General features: G+C 61.2%; 17 protein-coding genes and 1 pseudogene. 2 read left to right on the top strand and 16 right to left on the bottom strand.

What is annotated here, in order from left to right; genetic code table 11:
- Window positions 1–342 (bottom strand): annotated as a pseudogene (locus tag B7X90_RS06040) (aminomethyl transferase family protein); the annotation flags it as partial.
- A 136-nt stretch (window positions 343–478) separates the two neighbouring features.
- Here B7X90_RS06040 and purU point away from each other — a divergent pair.
- Window positions 479–1,333, top strand: a complete 855-nt coding sequence (gene purU / locus B7X90_RS06035) for a formyltetrahydrofolate deformylase (RefSeq protein WP_292622627.1) — start codon at window positions 479–481, stop codon at window positions 1,331–1,333.
- A 79-nt stretch (window positions 1,334–1,412) separates the two neighbouring features.
- On the top strand, window positions 1,413–1,814 hold the full coding sequence (locus tag B7X90_RS06030) for a VOC family protein (RefSeq protein ID WP_292622625.1): 402 nt from the start codon (window positions 1,413–1,415) through the stop codon (window positions 1,812–1,814).
- On the opposite strand, the gene B7X90_RS06025 is transcribed toward B7X90_RS06030, so the two are convergent.
- The 15 genes from B7X90_RS06025 to B7X90_RS05955 all read right to left on the bottom strand — a co-directional run bounded on the left by B7X90_RS06025 (window position 1,811) and on the right by B7X90_RS05955 (window position 17,227).
- The gene (locus tag B7X90_RS06025) at window positions 1,811–2,548 is read right to left on the bottom strand and encodes an alpha/beta fold hydrolase (protein ID WP_292622623.1); all 738 of its coding nucleotides are present in this window, start codon (window positions 2,546–2,548) and stop codon (window positions 1,811–1,813) included. The genes B7X90_RS06030 and B7X90_RS06025 overlap by 4 nt on opposite strands.
- A complete protein-coding gene (locus B7X90_RS06020) occupies window positions 2,548–3,159 on the bottom strand; it encodes a glutathione S-transferase family protein (RefSeq protein ID WP_292622621.1) in 612 nt (203 codons plus the stop codon). The genes B7X90_RS06025 and B7X90_RS06020 overlap by 1 nt, the downstream gene beginning before the upstream one ends.
- Window positions 3,146–3,280, bottom strand: coding sequence for a hypothetical protein (locus B7X90_RS06015; protein ID WP_292622619.1), 135 nt, complete (start codon window positions 3,278–3,280; stop codon window positions 3,146–3,148). Before B7X90_RS06015 ends, B7X90_RS06020 begins: the two co-directional genes overlap by 14 nt.
- Before the next feature lie 4 nt (window positions 3,281–3,284).
- Window positions 3,285–4,034 carry an SDR family NAD(P)-dependent oxidoreductase gene (locus tag B7X90_RS06010; protein WP_292622617.1) on the bottom strand — a complete coding sequence of 250 codons (750 nt, stop codon included), beginning with the start codon at window positions 4,032–4,034 and terminating at the stop codon, window positions 3,285–3,287.
- On the bottom strand, window positions 4,031–4,492 hold the full coding sequence (locus tag B7X90_RS06005) for a sulfur transferase domain-containing protein (protein WP_292622616.1): 462 nt from the start codon (window positions 4,490–4,492) through the stop codon (window positions 4,031–4,033). Before B7X90_RS06005 ends, B7X90_RS06010 begins: the two co-directional genes overlap by 4 nt.
- A gap of 11 nt (window positions 4,493–4,503) precedes the next feature.
- On the bottom strand, window positions 4,504–5,376 hold the full coding sequence (locus tag B7X90_RS06000; RefSeq protein WP_292622614.1) for an amidohydrolase family protein: 873 nt from the start codon (window positions 5,374–5,376) through the stop codon (window positions 4,504–4,506).
- Between the two features lie 72 nt (window positions 5,377–5,448).
- Window positions 5,449–6,873, bottom strand: coding sequence for an aldehyde dehydrogenase family protein (locus B7X90_RS05995; RefSeq protein ID WP_292622612.1), 1,425 nt, complete (start codon window positions 6,871–6,873; stop codon window positions 5,449–5,451).
- A 45-nt stretch (window positions 6,874–6,918) separates the two neighbouring features.
- Entirely contained in the window at window positions 6,919–9,048 is a 2,130-nt protein-coding gene (locus B7X90_RS05990) for a PQQ-dependent dehydrogenase, methanol/ethanol family (RefSeq protein ID WP_292622610.1), read from the bottom strand.
- Window positions 9,049–9,115: 67 nt separating this feature from the next.
- Window positions 9,116–10,681 carry an AMP-binding protein gene (locus B7X90_RS05985; RefSeq protein ID WP_292622608.1) on the bottom strand — a complete coding sequence of 522 codons (1,566 nt, stop codon included), beginning with the start codon at window positions 10,679–10,681 and terminating at the stop codon, window positions 9,116–9,118.
- A 312-nt stretch (window positions 10,682–10,993) separates the two neighbouring features.
- Window positions 10,994–11,362: a hypothetical protein gene (locus B7X90_RS05980; protein ID WP_292622605.1), complete on the bottom strand. Its 369-nt coding sequence runs from the start codon at window positions 11,360–11,362 to the stop codon at window positions 10,994–10,996.
- Window positions 11,362–11,763 (bottom strand): cytochrome c, encoded by a 402-nt coding sequence (locus B7X90_RS05975; protein ID WP_292622604.1) that lies wholly within the window; start codon window positions 11,761–11,763, stop codon window positions 11,362–11,364. Before B7X90_RS05975 ends, B7X90_RS05980 begins: the two co-directional genes overlap by 1 nt.
- Before the next feature lies 1 nt (window position 11,764).
- Complete coding sequence (locus tag B7X90_RS05970) at window positions 11,765–13,351, bottom strand: FAD-dependent oxidoreductase (protein ID WP_292622601.1); 1,587 nt, start codon at window positions 13,349–13,351, stop codon at window positions 11,765–11,767.
- A 184-nt stretch (window positions 13,352–13,535) separates the two neighbouring features.
- A complete protein-coding gene (locus B7X90_RS05965) occupies window positions 13,536–14,033 on the bottom strand; it encodes a DUF3237 domain-containing protein (RefSeq protein WP_292622599.1) in 498 nt (165 codons plus the stop codon).
- A gap of 147 nt (window positions 14,034–14,180) precedes the next feature.
- Window positions 14,181–16,370 carry a PQQ-dependent dehydrogenase, methanol/ethanol family gene (locus tag B7X90_RS05960; protein ID WP_292622598.1) on the bottom strand — a complete coding sequence of 730 codons (2,190 nt, stop codon included), beginning with the start codon at window positions 16,368–16,370 and terminating at the stop codon, window positions 14,181–14,183.
- A complete protein-coding gene (locus tag B7X90_RS05955; RefSeq protein WP_292622597.1) occupies window positions 16,370–17,227 on the bottom strand; it encodes a hypothetical protein in 858 nt (285 codons plus the stop codon). The genes B7X90_RS05960 and B7X90_RS05955 overlap by 1 nt, the downstream gene beginning before the upstream one ends.
- Between the last annotated feature and the right edge of the window lie 3 nt (window positions 17,228–17,230).

Raw genomic sequence — 17,230 nt, 5'->3', positions numbered from 1 at the left:
GCTCTGCTCTTCTTCCCAGAAGATGATGCCATCGCCGATCACGTGGCCATAAGGCGTGGTGGGAACGTACTGCTTGGCCTTGTTGACCGACCAGCCCTTCGAGCTGTTGATCATGGTGTCGGACAGCAGCTTGTGTGCATCCTTGCCGCGAATGTACAGGTTCACCATGTGGTGCGACTGGTCGAACAGGACGGCGCTGTGCTGCCATGCCCACTGTTCGGAACGCCAGTTCGAAAATTCCGGTGCGACGACCGGGTACACGTAGGCGCCAAGCTGCGAATTGCGCAGCATTTCGACCACGTTGCCGTTCGCGTTGATTACCTCTTCAAGGTTCTTTGCCATGATAACTCTCCCGACTTGTGAAATGGCAGGTTGAAAAACTTGTATGCAACACATACAATCTGCGCAGAGATTCGCAATGGGAAATGTTGCGCCCTATGAGCGCAGCCCAAGCGAAGGATCGACGGGAGAGATTTTGATGAGCGCATCGCTGATTTTGACGCTGTCTTGCGAGGACAAGCCGGGCATCGTTGCCCGCGTTACCGGCAACCTGTTCGAAGCCGGGGGCAACATTCGCGAAGCGCAGCAGTTTGACGATCCGCTGAGCGGCAACTTTTTCATGCGCGTGGTGTTCGATCCGGGCGAGGGTTCGGTCGAGCATTTCCGCGCAGCATTTGCGCCCGTGGCGCAGCAATATGCGATGGACTGGAACCTGCGTGACACCACGGTGAAGCGCAAAGTCATCCTGATGGTCAGCAAGTTCGACCACTGTTTGGGTGACCTTCTCTATCGCACCCGGTTGGGCGAACTGCCGATGGACGTGGTGGCAATTCTGGGCAACCATCCCAAGGAAGCGCTGAACATTTCGCTGATCGGCGACATCCCCTATCACCACTTGCCGATCACCAAGGACACCAAGCCGCAACAGGAAGCCGAAGTGAAGCGCATCGTCACCGAAACGGGCGCGGAACTGGTGGTGCTGGCGCGCTACATGCAGATCCTGTCTGACGATCTGGCTTCGTTCCTCAATGGCCGCTGCATCAACATCCACCATTCCTTCCTGCCCAGCTTCAAGGGTGCAAAGCCCTATCATCAGGCACACGCGCGCGGCGTGAAGATGATCGGCGCAACCGGGCACTATGTGACGACCGACCTTGATGAAGGCCCGATCATCCATCAGGACGTGGAAAGCGTGACTCATGCCGACAGTCCCGAGGATCTGGTGCGCAAGGGGCGCGATGTGGAGCGCCGCGTGCTGGCCGAAGCGGTGCGTCTGCATCTGGAAGACCGCGCGCTGCTGAACGGCACCAAGACGGTGGTGTTCAAGAGCTGATGGTATGATTCGTTGAATTTCTGCGGCGGCGGGAGCACCATGCTTTCGCCGCCGTTCTTGTTTGCGGGAGAGAACAAACATGCACGTCAACGCGCTGGATCACGTCAACATCATCACCGACCGGTTGGACGAGACGGCGGAGTTCTACCGCACGCTGCTCGGGCTGGAGCGGCGCGATGGTCCGCCTCCCCTCACCCCGCAGAACGCACAATGGATGTACGATGCGGGCGGCAAGGCAATTGTTCATATCAATGCGGTCGATTGCCCGCGCGCCTATGACCGTGATGTGCAGCCGGGATCGCTGACCGGGGCGATTCATCATGTGGCGCTGAACTGTTCAGGCTATGACGAGACGTTGAGCCGCATCAGTTCGATGGGGCTGGATTGCCAGACCAACTTTGTCGCAGCCATCTGGCTGCGGCAGATCTTTACGGCTGATCCGAACAACGTCCTGCTGGAGTTGAATTTTTTCAGCGACTAGGCCGGAATTGCACCTTCAAGCGCATCGGCCAGCTCCAACGGCTTGGACAAATACGGGCTGTGATCGGCCTCAAGCGTCACCACCTTGGCACCCGGTGAATGCGCCAGCATCGTGCGCTGGCTGTTGATCGGGATGGTGCGGTCGAGCGTGCATTCGACATAGGTGCGCGGCAGGCTGCCCCAGCGTTCGGGCGTTACGCTGATCTTCTCGGAGCGCGGGGCGTGAGGTTCGGCCATGAGCCTTGCCATGGCCGCTTCGACCAGATCTGGCGGCGAGATTTGTGCGAAGACTTCCGCAGCATTTTCGCTGTCAATCTCGGTCGCAATGCCGCCGTGGACCTTGCGGATGATGCCATCAAACGCCGGGTTGGGACCTTCGAGTTCCTTGAATTCGGCCCGGCTCATGCCGGAGGGGAGCATCATCGCGCAGATATAAACCAGCGCGTCCATCGCCGACGGATCGCGCTCGGCCGCGGTGGAGACGACGAGCCCACCGCGCGAGTGGCCTGCGAGGACCACCGGACCAACGCCTTGCTCTTTCAGATCGCGGCAATGCTGCGCAGCAAAATCGCCCCAGCCAGCCAGCGTGACGGCAGCCATTTCGTCAGCCGTGCCGCCCATGCCCGGAAGAGTAGGCGCGATGACAGTGTGCCCCCGCGCACGCAGGATGTCAGCCACCGGATCGAAGCACCAACCGCCATGCCAGGACCCATGAATCAGAACGAAACCAGCCACTAACGCACTTCCCCTGACCAGACACGCAGACCCGGTGCGGTCCTGTCCTCACTTTTCAGCGCTTCGGCCACTGCCGGGCGCGCAGCCACACGATCACGCCATTCACAGAGCCGTGGTGCCCGCTTGGCCACCTCCATCTCCGGGAACATGCGTTCGACCATCGCGCCGCAATGCGCATAGAAGTTGATGTCGGCAAGGGTGTAAGTGCCCCCTGCCAGCCACTTTGTTTCGCCAAGCTGCTTCTCGATCTTGTCAAGCGCGTATTCGATCTTGGCGGTGGCGTTGACGAGATCAGCCTCGGAGAAACCGGAGCGCGCAGTGGCCCATTTCTTGCGCTGGTCGGGCAGCGGGATTGTTTCGAGCAACTTTTCGAAATCGCCGCTCTCGATGTTGCGGGCGATGACGCCGACCATGCGGTGCCAGCCGTGCATGGAGACATAATTCATCACGTGTTCGTCGATGAACTTGTTCCAGTAGCGCATCCGTGCCGCACCCACAGGATCGCGCGGGCGCAAAGGGGCGTCGGCGGGCTGGGCATCGGGGAAGGCATCTTCGAGGTATTCGTTGATTACCGTGGTGTGGGTGATGATCGTGCCGTCATGGTCGAGCACCCTGTTCGAACTTGTGCAGATCGACGTAGATGCTCTCGTACGCGAGGCCCTTTTCCTTGAGCGGGACCATCGATTTGAGCGAATTCGCCAGCGGTTCGGCGTGGTAGTACTTCAGGGTCATCGGGTCAGACTCGCATGGTGCCGAGCATCCCGCCGTCGACGGCCCAACTTTGGGCGGTTACGTGACTGGCGGCATCGGACAAGAGGAACGCCGCAACTTGCGCCACTTCGTCGGATGAACCGGTGCGGCCCTGGGGCACGGCCTTGGCCATTTGCTGCGCGGCTTCGGGAGGCAGGCCATCGAGCATCGGCGTTTCGATCAGGCCGGGCAGGATACAGTTGCAACGCACGCCGAATTCCGCCGCTTCATTGGCGACGGCGCGCGAAAGGCCGAGGACCGCGTGCTTGCTGGCGACGTAGGCGGCGTTCATCGGCAAGCCGCGTTCGCTGGCAAGGCTGCCGGTGACGAGGATCGCTCCTTTACCGCGCTCCTTCATGGCGGGCAGGACATGCTGGATGGCCCAGAACACGGCCTTTACATTAACCGCCATGACCGCGTCGAAAGCCTCGTCGGTGTAGTGTTCGATCGCGGAGAACATGCCGCCGATGCCGGCGTTGAGAAACAGCCCGTCGATTGCGCCATGTGTGGCGATGGCATGATCGAGTGCGGCTGTTAGCGCGGCTTTATCGGCCACGTCAGCTGCGGCGAAGGCGGTGTTGCCGCCAAGATCGCGCGAAGCTTGTTCAAGCAGGTCGGCGCGGCGGGCTATCAGGGTGAGTTTGGCTCCCGCATTGACGCAAGCGGTGGCCGTTGCGCGGCCTATGCCAGTGGAAGCGCCGGTGATGACAACGTGTTTGCCGGAAAGATCGGTCATGTGCCGCTCCGTGCGATGAACGCCGCCCAGATCTGCGCTTCCTTGCTGTCATGGCCATCGGGCGACCATTGCCGCTCCATGATCGCGCGGGCTTCCGGTTCAGGCAGGTCGCGATGATCGCGATTGTAGCGGTAGAAGAAGGCCGAGACGCGCCAGTTCATGATGCAGTGAACGTGGACCGGGGTTGGTCCTTGTTCCAGCGCGGTAACGAAATCGGCGAAGTGATCGTCGCCCGGCGCATCGAATGGCACGGGGATGTGCGTATAGGCGATGCCCTGCGCGGCAAGCTTTTCACCCTCCCCGGCCAGTGCCTCGGGATGGGTTTCGAGCGCGAGGTTTACAACGTGGCGCACGCCAAGATCGGCGAGGCGCACGATGTCCCTTTCCTCGATGCGGCCCGATGTGGTCGTTTCCGCATCGAGCCGTTGCCAGGCGCGGATGTCGTCGGGGTCAGCCACCGCTCAACCGGTCAGGCGAGGCCGAGCACGCGGACGGCGTTGTCCTTCATGATGCCGGGCAGTACTTCGTCCTTGAAGCCGACCTGCAGTGCCGCATCGATCCACTTCTGCGGGTGGATCAGCGGAAAGTCCGAACCGAACAGCATCTTCTTGCGCAACTGCGTGTTGGCATACTGGATGATCTGCGGCGCGAAGTACTTTGGGCTCCAGCCCGACAGGTCGATGAAGACGTTGTCCTTGTGCAGCGCCATCGACAGGCTTTCATCCACCCACGGCCATGACGGGTGGGCAAGGATGATCTTCATGTCGGGGAAATCGACTGCAACATCATCGACCAGCATGGGTTGGCCGTACTTGAGGCGAACCCCGCCGCCGCCGCGCATCCCGGTGCCCATGCCGGAGTGGCCAGTGTGGAAAATGGCGGGCAGCTTGTATTCGTTGATCACTTCATAGATCGGATAGCCGAGCTGCGATGCAGGTTCGATATTCTGCATGATGTGATGGAACTTGAAGCCCTTCACGCCGTGGTTCTCGATCAGATCACGCGCCTCGCGCGCGCCCATCTTGCCCTTGTGCGGGTCGATCGAGGCGAAGGGGATGCAGATGTCGTCGTTCTTGTTGGCGATCTCGGCCACTTCGTAGTTCGACACGCGCTTTGCACCGATGCCGCTCTCGCAATCGACGGTGAACATGCAGAAGGCGATCTGCTGTTCGCGGTAGATCTCGATGATTTCGGGCATCTTGGGCCGCTCACGCGGGGCCTTGAAATAGGCCGAGGCTGCGTCGAAGTACTTGCCCATCACCGGGTCTTCGGGATCGTGGCAGGAAATCTCGGCGTGGACGTGGACGTCGATAGCCTTGATCTTCGAAAGGTCGATGGGCACTGGGCAGTCCTTCGCAATCGCAATTTTCAGGAACAACCCCGCCGACCAGTCGTCGGCAGGGCTGTTTAAAGATCAGACCAGCGCGTCTTTCTTGACGGTGATCACCTGGCTGTAGGTGAACTCCTTCAGGCCTTCGATGCCGTATTCAGCGCCAAAGCCGGACTGCTTGTGGCCGCCGAAGGGTGCAAACGGCGAGAGGTGGAGGAATTCGTTGATCCACACCGTGCCGGTTTCCAGTTGCTCGGCAATCGCCACACCGCGGTCGGTATCCTTGGTCCACACGGCACCGGCAAGGCCATAGTCCGAGTTGTTGGCGCGTGCGATCACTTCATCATCGGACGAGAACTTCATCAGCGGCATGACCGGGCCGAACTGTTCCTCGGCCACAATGCGCGCGTCTTCTGGCGGATTGTCGAGGATGGTGATCGGCACATAGTAGCCCGACCCCGAAGGATCGACATCGCCGCCGACGAGGAACTTGTAGCCATTGGCCTTGGCATCCTCGATCAGTTCGCACACGCGCTCGAACTGCTTCTTGTTCTGGATCGGGCCGACGCCGGTGCCCTGGTTGGCGCCATCGCCGACTGTGACGGTCTTGGCATATTCGGCAATCGCAGCGCTCATCTCGTCATAGATATCCTCATGGATGTAGACGCGCTTGGCAGCGACGCAGATCTGGCCTGCGTTGGTGAAGCTTGACCAGAACAGCTGTTCGGCAACTTTGGCCACATCGGCATCGGGCAGCACGATCGAGGCATCATTGCCGCCAAGTTCCAGCGTGATGCGCTTCAGATCCTTCGATGCGCCTTCCATGATGCGCTTGCCGGTGGCAGTCGATCCGGTGAAGGTGATCTTGTCGATATCGGGGTGCGAGGTCATCAGCGGGCCGAGCGAATCTTCACCGGTGATGATGTTGACCACGCCTGCGGGCACGATGTCCTTGATCAGTTCGGCAAACTTGAGCGTGGTCAGCGGCGTGAAAGGCGACGGCTTGAGCACGATGGTGCAGCCTGAAAGGATTGCAGGCGCGATCTTCTGCACGGCCATCAGGATGGGGAAGTTCCACGGCACAATTCCCGCCACGACGCCAACCGGCACGCGGCGTGTGCGGCTGAAGCGCGTGTCGCTGTCTTCGTTGATCGTCTCTTCAAGGGTGAGCGTTGATTGCGCGTTCATGATCCCGGAACAGGCGCCGATTTCGTGCTGCGCTTGGTGGTGCGGTTTGCCCTGCTCGCTGGTGAGCAAGCGGAAAAGCTCGTCAAAATTCGCGTCGATGGCGGCAGCCATGTTGCGGATCACGGTACGGCGATCATCGACCGGAGTCTTCGACCATGTCTTGAATGCTGCGCGGGCAGCGGCAACGGCGCGGTCGAGTTCGGCAGCGCCACAGGCAGGAACGCGGCCGATAACCTGTTCGTTGGCCGGGTTGACGACATCGAGCGAGGCTTCGGTGGTGACAAGCTCACCATTGATCAGATTCGGATAAAGATGCGTCATGAGTCTCTCCGTTCGGTTATGATTGCTCTATCATATAGCAATCCGTCAGCGCGTTTCCAGCGCCTTGTCCTCGTTCGCACGCTTGATGACATAGTGGCGGATCGATTCGATCTGCTCCTTCGTCATGTACTTGCCCCAGCCGATCATGCCGTTGTCCACCAGCGCCCCATCATGCACGACAGTCTGCCACGCGGCAGGATCGGTGTTCATCGCGCTGTGGCGCAAATCGGGCAGCAGGCCGCCAATCGCAGCATCGCCATGGCAGACCGTGCAGTATTTGCCGTAAAGGTTGCCGCCCTGCGCGATCGTGGCGGGCGTACCGACAATCGCGGGCGGATTGAGCGGACGTTCTTCAAACGGTGGGGCATCGGGCAACTTGCTCTTGCCGCCGAGTTTGAACACCAGCAGGCGGCTGATGTTGCGCACGGGGCCGGACTTGTCTGCCAAAACGCCGGTGGCCAATGGCCACACGCCGCCCCAGCCTGCGAGAACCGCGACGTATTGGTCATTGCCGGCCTTGAACGTGATGGGCGCGGCGACGACGCCTGTCTGCGCCGGGAATGACCAGAGCTGCTTGCCATCCTTGGAGGAATAGGCCGCGAATGTGCCAGTGGCGTTACCCTGAAACAGCAAGCCACCAGCAGTCGAAAGCAGGCCACCGTTCCACGGGCCAGCAAACGGAATGCGCCAGCGCTCCTTCTTTGCGACCGGATCCCACGCCACTACCGCACCGGTAGTGGCAGCTTTGGCCGCATCGCGCGCTTCCTTGATCGCAGGCATGGCACCGGCAGCACTGTCGATCCCGGTGTTGAAACCCACGGACTGAGGCTTCCAATCCTTTTCCGGGAAGTACGGATAGGCCGCGAATTGCGCTGGAATATATACCAGCCCTTCGGTTGGGTCATAGGCCATCGGGTGCCAAGAATGCGCGCCTGCTGCACCCGGGGTGCTGACAAACGGCTTGCCGGTGATGTCATAGCGCGCTTCGGGGTTTTCGATTGGACGGCCAGTGACGGGATCAAGCCCCTTTGCCCAGTTCACGGGAGCATAGGCATTGCCCGAAATGAATTTCCCGTTGGTGCGATCAAGCACATAGAAGAAGCCGTTCTTGGGTGCCTGCATCAGCACCTTGCGCGGCTTTCCATCGATTTCCAGATCGGCGAGCATGATATGCTGCGTGGCCGTGAAGTCCCACGTTTCGCCCGGCGTTTCCTGATAGTGCCAGACGTATTCGCCCGTCTTGGCCTTGATCGCCACGATGGAGGAGAGATAGAGGTTGTCGCCACCGCCGGGCGAACGATAGGCCTGATTCCACGGGCTGCCGTTGCCCACGCCGATATAGAGCAGGTCCAGCTCGGGATCATAGGCCATGGCATCCCACACGGTGCCGCCACCGCCCAGCTTCCACCATTCACCCTTCCAGGTGGCTTCTGCTTTCTTGAGGTATTCCTCGTCGTTCTTCCCCGGCATGTCAGGCACGGTGTAGAACCGCCAGACCTGCTTGCCGGTTTCCGCATCATAGGCGGTGACATAGCCACGCACGCCCATTTCCGCGCCGCCATTGCCGATCACGATCAAACCGCCCATCGCGCGCGGTGCGCCGGTGATGGTGTAGGGCTTGGACTGGTCGACCGTGACGGTGGACCACACCTGCTTGCCTGTGTTGCGATCAAGCGCAATCAGGCGTCCATCGAGCGTGCCGAAATAGAGCTTGTCACCCCATGCCGCCATACCGCGGTTGACCACATCGCAGCAGGCCTTGACCGCTGTTTCGCCCGGCACCTTGGGATCGAATTCCCACAGCACCTTGCCTGTCAGCGCGTCATAGGCCTTGGCCTTGGACCATGCGGTGGTGAGGTAGATCTTGCCGTCGATCACCAGCGGTGTGGCTTCTTGCCCTCGCGCCGTGTCCATATCGGCTGACCACGCAAGGCCAAGCTGGCCGACGTTTTCGGCCGTAATCTGGTTGAGCGGGCTATGGCGCTGTTCGTCATAAGTCCGGCCATAGGACAGCCAGTTGGCCCCATCAGCAGCGATGATGCTTTGTGCGTCCACCACCTGACCGGCATTGTCCGTCCCAAGCTCGTCCGCCCCCACCATCGTGCAGGCAGCCAGCGGTAGAGCAAGCGCCAGCGTTCCGGCGAGCATCACGTGCAACTTGCGGTTCAAACGCATCTTCAACCCTCTCCACCCAGTCCGGCTGTGCCGGATCATTCTTCCATGCGCCCGGCTTTTTGCCGGATCAGTTCACCATGCGATCGCTGTTGCCCCAGTACGGAGCCCGCAACGCCTTCTTGTCCATCTTGCCCGCAGCGGTGCGCGGAATCGAGTCCACAAACGTGACAGATTTTGGCGCTTTCACGCCGCCGAGGCGTTCCTTGGTATAGGCGATGACCTCTGCCTCGGTAATGCCTTCGGCCACGACAACAGCGTGGACCTGTTCGCCCCATTTTTCGTGCGGAATGCCAAAGACGCAAGCTTCGCGAACCGCCGCGATTTCGGTCACGGCAGCTTCGACTTCGGCAGTGAACACATTGAACCCGCCAGAGACGACCATGTCCTTCTTGCGATCAACGATATAGAGGTAACCATCGGTATCGAACTTGCCGACGTCACCGGTGTGGTGCCAGCCAAACTTGCGGATTTCGGCGGTTTCTTCCGGTTTTTCAAAGTAGGAATGCGTCACCAGCGCGCCACGCACGCAGATCTCGCCTGCTTCGCCCAGCGGCACTTCGTTGCCATCGTCGTCCAGCAGCGCAACCTTGATCGACCGTGTGGGCTTGCCGCAGGCGGCAAGCCTTTCGGGCGAAGATGCGGCAAACTTTGCCACATCTTCCGGCGGGAACCACGATACGATCATCGGACATTCGACCTGGCCATAGGCCTGGCACATCGCAGGGCCAAAGACCTCGACCGCCTGCCGCAGTTTTTCCGGGCTGCAGGGTGAACCGACGAGGATGAAGATGCGCAAGCTGGAGTAGTCGTGGCTACCCAGTTCCGGCGAAGCGAGCAACTGGTACAGCGCGGTTGGCGGCAGGTACATGTGCGTGACCTTGTACTCCGCAATAGTGCGGAGCACGCCCTCGGCATCAAAGCCGGGCAGGATCACTTGCGTCGCGCCAAGGCTCAACGTCGAAAGCGCAATCGGCCCGGCCGCATGGGTGATCGGCGCGGACACCAGCGCCACCGGATCATCGGTGCGCCCGCCCATACCATCGGCGGCGGTTTCGATCATCGTGCCCCAGCCAAGGTTGGTTACATTCGCGCCCTTTGAGGGGCCGGTGGTGCCGCCGGTGGGGAAGATGCCGACCATGTCCATCAGGTTGCCGAAAGCATCGATTTCCGGCTCGATGAAGTCTGCTTCGGAAACGCCTACCATGAATTCTTCAAGGCTGGGATCATCACCCATGCGCTTGTCGAGGCAGACGAAGTGCTGAAGCGTGGGGCAAAGCGCCTTGAGCTGATCCACTTCGTCGGCCTTGGACGAATGATAGACCATCCATTTGAGGCGAACGTAGTTGATATAGGCGGCGTTGGCATCGATCGCATTGCGCGTGTTGACCGGAATCCACTTTCCGTTCGCGCGCCACATCGCCAGCAACGCAACCAGCAACATGCCATCGTTTGGGCCATAGAGGCCCAGCAAGTCCTGATTTTCAAACCCGCCCTTTTGCAGTGCGGCGGCGATGCGCACGGAAAGCGCCCTCGTCTCGGCAAACGTCAGTTTAAGGCCGTTGTCGGTGTCGACAATCGCAAGCCGCTGCGGGTTGCGATCATGGCCACGGTCAAAGTAATCGATAGCGCGCACGGATTATCCCCAACGGTTGAATTTGGCCCCGGCGTTCATGCGCGGAGCGGGTCTGGACTGGCGACACGGCCCATTGTGGCTTGCAGTGGTAGAGGGTCTCTCGTCCATCGCCTCGCGCTGCCTCTCTCCCGATTCCGCTTCAGTCGGAATTTTGTTAGCAACACTTACTAAATGAGCGAGAGCGTGGGTCAAGTCCACATGCCGTTAAATTTCGCGCTTCTGCTATGGCGGTTGCGGGGCGACGTGCATCCTATGGAGACAGCGCATTTCACGCGGTGCAACGTTGGCGCACGGTAAAAGGGTCGCGAGGGATCAGCGCGCGGTCATTGTCCAGCGGAAGAGATGCGTGCGGCCTGAGAGCGGCGATGCAACACGCATTTCTTCCTCGAGTCGCAAGCCCTGCTCCTCAAGATGTCCTCGTAGCGCAGTCCAGTCGCTCCAGCGTGTGAGGCCCGTCACGCTTTGCGGAAAATCGAGCGCACGCCATGTCTTTTCAAGGCCTTGCGCCAGATCGAGCCGCGCCTCACCACCGGTTGTAGCGGCAAACGCCAACGATTCCGGAATGCGGCTGTCGAACACCACCAACGGCGCATTACCAAGGCTGTTGCCAAAGGCAGGCACGGCGATGGCAGAGCCAGCCAATGCGCTGCCCTTGAGCATCGAGCGACGGGAAAGGCGCATCAGTCGGCCTTCCCGAGGTAGACCGCCACGGCATCCAGCTCCGCGTCGGTCAGGTCCACCTTGGTCTGCTGCGGCATCGCGCCCTTGCCCATGCGGACAACCGACTTCACATAGTCGCGCGTCAGATCGTCACGGTTGGAGAGCAGGCCCTTTTCTGGCGGATTGCCCGCCATCATCTGCTGCTTGGTCAGCAGGTTGGTACCCATGCCTCCAGCGAGGTGGCAATAGCCGCACTGCGCTTCGAACAAGGTCTTGCCATCGCGGCCGGATTTCAAACGGTCACCTTCGGGCGCGAGCGGGCGGAGCATGTAGGGCGGCATTGGCGGAGGGCCTGCCGGTGCCTGCGCATAGGCCGCTGCCCCCATCGCCACGAGAGCGGCGGCAATCACGATCCGCTTCATCTCACTGCCCTCCCTTGTACGCAGAGCCGCGCTTGTCGGCATAGGCGGCGGGCCAGACGCCCTGCTTGCCCGGTGCGATGATCCCGTTGGGGTCGAGCGCAGACTTCACCTTCTCGTCAAAGCGGCGCAGCGCGTGGTTGTTGAAATCGAAGGTTTCCATCACCGGGTCCATCCAGCCCAGATGCGTGCGGTATTCGGCATAGCCTGCCTTGGCCGTCTCCACGATCAGCGCGTCGAACAGCTTGCGCATCTTGGCGACTTCTTCTGCATTGTCGCGATCATACATCAGCATGTTGACGTTGTTGGCAAAGCGCCCGCCGATGGTGAAGCTGGCATAGAAATCGACGTCGAAATCGGCGATGATCTTGCGGCTGCGCGCCATCTGATCCAGCACGTGCTTGCCCGTGGCGGGAACCACCGGCGAAAAGCCCATGTGCGCCCCGCGCCCGCCGATCCAGTCCGACATCTGCAATGGCACGGCGGACGGAACGCCCATCGTAGTTTCATACTGTCCGATGGGATCGCCCTGCCGCCACCAATTCTCTTGCGGTGCTGCATCCAGATGCCGCTTCATCGCCGCCTTGACCACTTCGGCCCGCGCCTTGACCACCGGTTCCTCGCCATAGAGCCGCAGCGCGACCTGCCAGTAGCCCAGCTTGTGCTCCTTGAGCAGTTCGTCCACGCGCCAATCGGGAATGGCCGATGGCTTGTCCCAGAAATCCTTGCGCTGACCTTTCAGCACCATCTTGCCGAGCCACGATGGGATGAACACGTTCTGGTCGATCAGGCCGGAAATCTTGAGCGGCGTGATCGTGTCGATCACCCAGCCGATGTCCTCCACTTTGGGAATATCCCACACGATCTCGAGCGAGGTTTCCGGCGCGGGCTGCAGCCACACGCCCGCCTTGGTCACGATGCCGAGGTTGGATTGCGAGAACGCCAGATCCCACGTTGGACCATAGCTCATCGGGAAGAGATGCCACGCGGGGTTGTTGGCCATCGCGCCCATGCCGGTGCGGACCAGATCCCCGTCGGGCAGCACGGCCTCGATCCCGCAAAGGTTGCGCGCGTGGAGGCCATAGGAGGTGTAACCGATGCCGTGTTCGAGCGCATTGCCCAGCACCGAACCCCAGGCATTGCCGGGGACCGACAGCCAAAGCGGTGCCTTCTCGCGCTGGATCTGGTCGTAAAGATCGAAGAACCCCACGCCCGGTTCGACCACGCAATAGGCCAGCGTGGAATCGAGTTCGAGCACCTTGTTCATGCGCCCGAGGTCCATCACCACGGTGCCTTCCATGCGCGGTGCGGCGGTGCCGTACCCCAGGTTCTTGCCACGCGCGACGGGCCACAACGGCACCTTGTGCTCGTTCGCCAGCCGCACGATAGCGCGCACTTCATCCACGCTGGCAGGCGCGACGGCGGCCGATGCGGGCCACTCCTCGGTGCTGCCGGGGGCGTATGTATCGGCGTAGGCATCGCGGTCGGCATCGGTGTCCATCAGCCAGTCCTTGCCGACGACACCGGCAAAGGCGGTCATCGCGGACTGGAACTGCTTCGGGCTGACGCGGGGGGGAAGGTGAAGCTTCACCGGACGGATTCTCCCATGTATTTTTCTAACAATTGTTATTGTTATGCGGTGTGAAGAGGTTTTCGTCAAGCCTCCCCCTCCTCTTCAGAGGAGGGGGCCGGGGGGTGGTGTTTCCGGCATCGCACAGCGCTTGGACGCCACCACCCCCAACCCCCTCCTCTGAAGAGGAGGGGGCTTTTCCGGCTCACGTCAGCGCGTAATACTTCACGTAATTGCCATCCGGCTTGCGCTCCCCCACACCTATGAACACGTGGCGAGTCAGCCAGTCGTGCTTGCCCTTGCTCGTTTCGAACGTCGGTTGCGCGCGCAGGTAGTATTCAGCGTGGGGGACCGGCTCACCCCCGGCAAAAGCCCAGGCGCGCAAGCGGTCCATCGTGCCCGGCTCGCGCCCCCACAGGAAGCCCTTGTTCTGCATGTAGATCAGCGTGCCGTCGTCGACTTCGAGCACATAGCGCGCATCGAACACCGCCGTGTCGTCGGGCCGGAAGAAGGCGTAGTCGCCGCCCGAATTGGGCACGGCCTTCCCCTTCAGGCGCGGGCCTTCGAAGTCGCCCTCGTCCACATAGACCGCGCTGCGCATCCCACCCGAAGGCAGGTCAGGCACCATCTGCACGCGGGTGAAGCGCAAGCGGCAGGCGAAGGCGAATTCGAGGCGGGGATTGTCGAGCGTGGAGAAGTCCATTCAGCAATTCCTTTCAAGCCTTTCCCCTCAACCGTCATCCCGGACTTGATCCGGGATCCCGCTTCTTTTTTGTGACGTCAGCAGAAGAAAGCGGGACCCCGGGTCAAGCCCGGGGTGACGATGGTGTTTGGGGTTTGGCGTCTTGCATCAATAGTTCGACAGGATCGTCAGGCTCGGCCCGTCGAGCGGCTTTCCGGCTTTCTGTTTTTCCAACTCATCTTTACGGGTCTGGCCTTGCAGGTCGATCAGGTAGGCATGGATGGCTTCGGTATCCTCGGGCTTCAGTATATCGTTCCAGCGCGGCATCCCATTGGGAACAAGCAGCCCCTCCATCACGATCTCGCGGAAGACTTCGTGCGTACCTGGCTGCATACGGCGCAAATCCGGCGTGATCGAGCGCGGCTGATTGGCGTGGCAGATCGCGCAGTTGCCGAAGAACAGCCCCTGCCCGCGCGCGATGGTAGCCGCCGTCACGCTGGTGGCCTGCGCAGGCGGTGCTGGCGCGACTTCCAGCGCGGGCCGCAGATCGGGCATAGGCACCTTGCCGCCGCCGATCTTGAACACCAGCAGCCGATTGGTGTTGGTGCGGTTATACGCCGCCGAATAGCGCGGCACGAACGGATAGCCGCCCCCGCCCCACCCGGCCATGACTGCGATGTACTGAACGCCGCCAACCTCATAGGTCATTGGCGCGGCCATGATCGCGGTGCCAGTGTCGATTTCCTTCAGCAACTTGCCGGTCTTCGTTTCGCGAACAAACAGCTTGCCGGTCACCCCGCCGTGGATCGTCAACCCGCTGGCGGTGGTCAGCACCCCGCCCCGGTCCTGCCAGCCTGCCGTATCAGCGGCCCACACCGTCTTTCCGGTAAGCGGGTCGATGGCGCGGATCTGCGCGCTGGCCGGGTTCTTCAGCGCCTCGGCATAGGCTGGCGTCTTGCGCACTGCATCACCGAAGGCAGGCGGAAAACCCGCCAGTGCTTCCTTCACATCAGGCGTGAAGATCAGCGCGGCATCGTTGTTCAGCCCGCGCGCCTTGTAGGGCTTCTGCCCCTCGGTCATGAAGATCATGTTCCCCATGTCGAGCACCGCACCGATGTACAGCCCGGTTGCTGGATCATAGCTGGCCGGGTGCCAGTTGCGCGCGCCAGTGGTGGCGGGGAAAACGATCTTGGGGCCGGTGGTATAATCCGCCGCTTCTGGATCAAGGATCGGGCGACCAGTCTTGGGATCGATGCCCTTCGTCCAGTTGGTCCGCACGATGGGATTGGCGCGCAGCAGCTTTCCGTCGCGCCTGTCCAGAATATAGAGGAATCCGTTCTTGGGCGCGTGCAGCACCACCGGGCGGTCTTCACCGTCCAGCTTCATCCGCGTGAAAATCATCGGCTGCGTGGCGGTAAAATCCCAGTTGTCGCCGGGGGTTTCCTGATAGTGCCATTTCATCCGCCCGGTCTTGGGATCGAGCGCGACAAGGCTGGCGAGATAGAGGTTGTCACCACCGGCCGGTGAACGCTTCGACGTGGCATATGGCCCGCCGTTGCCGGTGCCGACGATCACCAGCCCGGTTTCAGGATCGAAAGCAATCGCATCCCAAGGACTGCCGCCGCCGCCGATATCCCAGCGGCTGTTCGGATCCCACGTTTTCAACGCGACTTCCAGTTCCGGCGTTTCCTGCGGTCCCAGCTTGGGATCGTGCGGTACCACGTGCCAGCGCCAGCGCAGCTTTCCGGTTTCCAGATCGAGCGCGGTGACATAGCCGCGCACATCGTATTCCGCGCCGCTCATGCCCACGACCACCACATCGCCCGCAATTTCGGGGGCGCCAGTGGAATTGTCGCCGCGCTTACGGTCCTCGATGAAATCGGTCTTCCACACCACCGCGCCGGTCCTGGCATCCAGCGCGTACATCCAGCCATCAAGCGCGGCGACGAAGACCTTGCCCCGCGCGACAGCGAGGCCTCGGTTTACCATGTCGCAGCAGACCGTGCGGTTGACCTGCATGTCCACTTCCGGCTCGAACCGCCAGAGTTCCTTGCCCGTCGCCGCATCGAAGGCATAGGCACGGCCCGTGGTGCCCGAAGTGTAAAGCACGCCATCCACCACCACTGGCGTCGCTTCCTGCCCGCGCAGGGTGCCGAGTTCGGCTTCCCATGCGAGGCCAAGCTGGCTGACGTTTTCGGCATTGATCGCGGTCAGGCGCGAATGGTGGGTCTTGCCCATGTCGCCACCGGGGCTGGTCCATTCGCTTCCGGCGCCCACTTGCGGCGGCGAGGCAGCGATAGCGCAGGCCGCCAGCGCCAACGCTCCCAATCCCAACACCGCCTTTTTGGCAGAGCGCATCACAGGGAGTCCCAAGGACTTGGCATCCGATAGGGCACAGTGATGAAGTTCGCCTCGATCTGTTCGATCATGCCGTGATCGATCTTGAACAGTTCGGAGATGTAGAAGCTGTGCGGCCGCAGTACCGGGCTTTTCACCGTGCGCCCATCGGTAAGCTGAAATTCGCGCAAGCGGCCCGAATGGTCGATGAAACCGAAGGCCAGCACCAGCCCGCGTTCTTCATCCACCAGCGGAAAACGGCGGGCGCGCAGATCGTCGTCGTAGCGGTAGTTGCCCATGCGGAACTGCTCTTCGCAGCCCAGCGCCGATACCGGCACGATCTTGGCAAAGTCCGGGTTGCGCGTGGTCTGGACGCCGTTTTCCACGCGGTTGCAATCGGGATGGAACCTGGTGTGGATCGTGCCATCGTTGCGCTGGAGCGTATCGAAATAGCCGTTGGACAGGCGCACCATTTCTTCGCGGGCAACCGGCGCTTCTGCCTCGCGGTGCAGGATCGGCTTGTCCCAATAGCGGCAGTTTTCGAACTTGATGCCGCTGTCAGACTGGCGAACGATCAGCATTTCACACTCAGCAATCTGCCTTGCATCATTGAGGCCGAGGCGCAGCGTGAAAGCGGATTCTTCGATTGGTTCGATCACGGTGCCGAAGTACCCCACCTGCCGTGTTTTCACGTCAGCAAAGCGCAACTGGTAATCGCCCAGCCGGTCAATCGTGCCCCACACGCCATCGCCGATTTCCAGCATGACGTTGTTCTCGCTGTGATTCGCTTGGCTCGCCCAGTCGAGCGAATGGGGATCGCGGGCATTCAGCGCGGCCAGAAAGCGGTCCAGAACGGCGTAAAGCTCGGCGCGGGTCATCAC

This window comes from Novosphingobium sp. 17-62-19 (assembly GCF_002256775.1).
Lineage (GTDB): Bacteria > Pseudomonadota > Alphaproteobacteria > Sphingomonadales > Sphingomonadaceae > Novosphingobium.
This window is presented reverse-complemented; position numbering and strand designations above follow the sequence as displayed.